This window comes from Allochromatium palmeri (assembly GCF_009720725.1).
Classification (GTDB): Bacteria; Pseudomonadota; Gammaproteobacteria; order Chromatiales; family Chromatiaceae; genus Thermochromatium; species Thermochromatium palmeri.
This window is the reverse complement of the sequence record NZ_WNKT01000098.1, coordinates 1-3,673: the sequence shown is the minus strand read 5'-3', so window position 1 is coordinate 3,673 and position 3,673 is coordinate 1. Positions and strand designations below refer to the sequence as shown.

At 57.8% G+C, this 3,673-nt stretch carries 3 protein-coding genes; all 3 read left to right on the top strand.

Annotated features, from left to right (window positions below; translation table 11 throughout):
- Nucleotides 1-130 precede the first annotated feature (130 nt).
- The 3 genes from GJ668_RS19425 (at nucleotide 131) to GJ668_RS19415 (ending at nucleotide 3,457) form a co-directional block, all read left to right on the top strand.
- Entirely contained in the window at nucleotides 131-637 is a 507-nt protein-coding gene (locus tag GJ668_RS19425) for a hypothetical protein (protein WP_155451734.1), read from the top strand.
- A 160-nt stretch (nucleotides 638-797) separates the two neighbouring features.
- On the top strand, nucleotides 798-1,961 hold the full coding sequence (locus tag GJ668_RS19420) for a radical SAM protein (protein WP_155451733.1): 1,164 nt from the start codon (nucleotides 798-800) through the stop codon (nucleotides 1,959-1,961).
- Between the two features lie 74 nt (nucleotides 1,962-2,035).
- Nucleotides 2,036-3,457: a sulfotransferase family protein gene (locus tag GJ668_RS19415; RefSeq protein WP_155451732.1), complete on the top strand. Its 1,422-nt coding sequence runs from the start codon at nucleotides 2,036-2,038 to the stop codon at nucleotides 3,455-3,457.
- Nucleotides 3,458-3,673 lie beyond the last annotated feature (216 nt).

Sequence of the window (3,673 nt, the reverse complement as noted above, 5' to 3'; positions counted from 1 at the left end):
CTCGGGCATGGGCGACCTCGTTTAGCTTCTCCGAAGCGTTCTTGGCGGAACACCAATTTTATCAATTGGTTAAACGAGATTCGCCCTTTTTTATGAATAATTCGGGCTAAATGCCTGCCAATCGGACCTGATGCTAATCGTCCAGGGTGATGCAGAGTGCGCCGACTGGCCGACCCTGATCGAAAGATGCCGGGCCGCGTTCGCCGATTCGAGCAAAGTAGCGGTATGGGCGCCTCTCGTTCATTACACCCCCTTCGATCTCGACACGACGGCTCTGGAGAAAGTGGAATCTACGTCTCTCAACATCGTTACCCAAACCGACGGAATCGTTCTTGCCTTGTCCGCCGCCGTGATCTCCCGGCTCATGCGCATGGATTACGAGCACAACCAGTACGGCTGGGGAATAGGCTGGGCCGCACTGGCGTTTGCCTACGCCAATCAACTCATCGCCGTCGTCGATGAAGGCATCCGGGTTTTCCATCCCCGGGAGAGGGGGTATGACGGTCGGGCTGCCAAGGGGCAAATGGAGATTTTCCTGCAACAGTTAACCCAGGAGGAGCGGATGCAATACCAGTTATTGGATACCTATATCCGATATCAAAGGTTGAAGAAACAGCCTCCCCCGGATCTCGGATAAGACTGAGTTGAGCAAGATTCGGTGTCATTGTGCCGTGCCTGACCGTGTGCCTAACCTTGTGTCTGACCGCGATTACTCACTCACCCATCCACGACAGCCAGAGCGGCATGCTTGAAATCTGGCTGAAAGGCATTTTCCTAATCTCTAGGAGCTTATAGCTATGAGCAACTCGGTCCAAACCGGTCATGTCGAAAATTTAATCAAGACTACCCAAGGCGTCTGCTCTCACTGCTACCGGGTGGTGGACGCAGTGGTATTCGAGCGCGACGGCGAGGTATTCATCCGCAAGCATTGTTCCGAGCATGGCGACAGCGAAGGGCAGGTGGAGAGCGATCCGGAGTTTTTCCGCCGTCATACCTACCGGCCGGGGTTAGATCCATTATTGCCATTGGATACCACTATCGTCCCGATAACACACCGCTGTAATATTGCCTGTCGCTTTTGTTATGTGCCCGAGATCGAGCGCCCGGATCCTGAGCGAACCGACATCCTAGAGCGCTGCCGCGATTTGCAAGGCATTCTCGCCTTGGGCGGCAGGGAGCCTACGATGCGTAGCGATTTGCCGGAGATAATCCAGGATCTCAAAGCCATGGGCAAGACCGTGGTACTGCTGACCAATGGCTTAAAGTTGGGGAAGCCTGATTATGTCAAGGCGTTGAAAGAATCCGGTTTGGATCGGGTGGTGCTTTCCATCGGCAGCTTGGAACCGTGTTTTTATGAGGAATGGGAAGGACATAACCACCTAGATCGCAAGCTCATGGCTTTGGATAATATGCGCGCGGTCAATTTACAGGGCAGTATTTCCGCCACCCTTACGCGCGGGCAGAACGACAACCAGCTAGGCCCTTTGTGGCGCTTATGCCTTGACTATGCTGACATCATCACATCGTTTCGGGTACGCTCATCCGCGAATGTGGTGCGCGGGGAGACTATTCCCCGTATCTTTTTATCGGAATTGGTTAATTTGGTGGCGCAAGCTTTCGGCATCGAATCGACAGAGCTGCGCGAAGGCTATGCCCGCGGCAGCGGCTATCGCACCGCGCTATCATTCAAGGCCGTGGCCCATCTGCGCGAGGGGAAAAGTGGCTTGGAGTTGGATTACGTCGATTGCGACCCAGCCTGGTATCGCACGGATGCGTCCTTCGATTCCTTCTACGCCCCTACTGCCGAGAGCAACGCTATTCTAGTCAGTCTCGCCTCCTGGCCGGACCGCACCAATATCGACCTGTCCGAAGGCTGCAATACGGCGCATGTGACTGAAAGCCATGGCGTGCTGCCCTTCTATGAGTGCGTTGTGCGTGGCGAGAATGATGTATCTTATTAGCACTTTCACTCTCGACCAATAGCGACCTCAATCATGGCAGAATAGCCCCACTCCTCGAGGCCAGTCATATCCAAATGCACACACTACACCGCAGCCAAAGCGCCGATCGTCCTCACCCGTTTGCCCAGCAGGCCAACGCCGTCACCGACTTGATGAAAAGGCCTGGCAACAAGCCGCTCAACCCCGAGTTCTGCGAACAGATTGGTCAAGTCGTCGTGGTGGTCTGCAGCCCGCGCTCCGGCTCCAGCCTGCTCGCCTCCATCTTTCGGCGCACAGACCAACTGCTCACCTTTCAGGGCGCGATTACCCCCTTCCTCGGGCTCGCCAACCTACGCTATCCGGAGAGCGGTGACTCAGATGCCCTGGATGAAAGCCACCTGCCCATCGCCCAAGCGAACGGCCTGCCCGCGCTGCTGGCGCAGGACTGTGGCACCCCTGATGAGCTACACACTCCCGAGAGTCTGGACCGCTTCATCATCGACCTCAGCATTCGGCTCAGCATGCAGTGGCCTGAGCTACGCTTCGATCCCGACCAGGTCGGCGCCGCCACGCGCGCCGCGCTCGAGCAACTCTACAGCGAGCGCGGCTGGCCCCGCGGTCGCTTCCTGGACTTACCCTTGTTCCATGCGGTCTTCCTGCGCCAGCTTCGCCATACCTACCCCGGGGTCAATCCCTACCTCTACGATCTCGACAAAGCGCTCATCCACGAGATCATCCCGGATGCCATACCCACGAACCTGCTGCCGTCAGAGCGATTCATCGAAATGCCTCCCTTCATCCTCATTCGTCCCTGGCGGGCTCCCAGCGCCGACGACCTCGCGCGCAAGCCGCTCATCATCAAGACAGTCGCCAATACCTTCAGGCTACCTTTCCTCAAGGCCCTGTTCCCGAATGCCCGCTTCCGCATCCTGCACCTCACGCGCAGCGTCGCCGCCAGCGCCAACGGCATGTACGACGGCTACCTGTTCCCAGGCTTCTGGGCCGCACGCGTCGATCAACCGCTGTCTATCCCCGGCTATTCCGATCGCTTTCCGCAGTGGGGAGGCGAATGGCTCAAGTTCGGACTGATTCCGGGCTGGCGTCGCTGGACCGACAAGCCTCTCGAGCAGGTCTGTGCCAACCATTGGCGCACTTGCCACCAGACCATCCTCGATTGGCTCGACAGCCACCCCGAGATTCGCACCGACGCCCTGCGCCTGAAGTTCGAAGATCTGCTCGGCAGCCCGGCGCAAAAGGCCGAGGCCTACGCCCGTCTCACCGACTGGCTGGGCATCGAGCTTGACGAATCGCTCACCTACGCCCGCGACAACGATCTGCCGCTGCAACTCGCCACCGCCAAGCCCGCACCCGAGCGCTGGCGGCAGCGCTACGACATCATCGCGCCACTGCTCGAGGACCCGCGTAACCGCAGGCTAATGGAGCGGCTGGGCTATCGCGCTGGCGGCGCCCCGCCACTGCACCGCAAAATCGAAGATACTTCAGACAATCGATGGTGATTTCCGCGAAAGAATTGACCTTTTGGGGGAGAATATTTTCTGGAAAACACCTAAATGTCGCCCCTTCGATCATGACCACGGCAATCCGTCACACGAGATGCCCTTTCAGCTCTCCGGCCTACCTGGCAGGCCTGGAAAATCTAGTACCGCGCACCCTAAATTGACTGGACAATTTCATGCCATCAGCGGCTTGCCGATATAGGTCCAACGAAACGG

Coding starts and splice junctions, on each gene's coding strand:
- GJ668_RS19425 (WP_155451734.1), top strand. CDS start 131: ATGCTAATCGTCCAGGGTGATGCAGAGTGCGCCGACTGGCCGACCCTG.
- GJ668_RS19420 (WP_155451733.1), top strand. CDS start 798: ATGAGCAACTCGGTCCAAACCGGTCATGTCGAAAATTTAATCAAGACT.
- GJ668_RS19415 (WP_155451732.1), top strand. CDS start 2,036: ATGCACACACTACACCGCAGCCAAAGCGCCGATCGTCCTCACCCGTTT.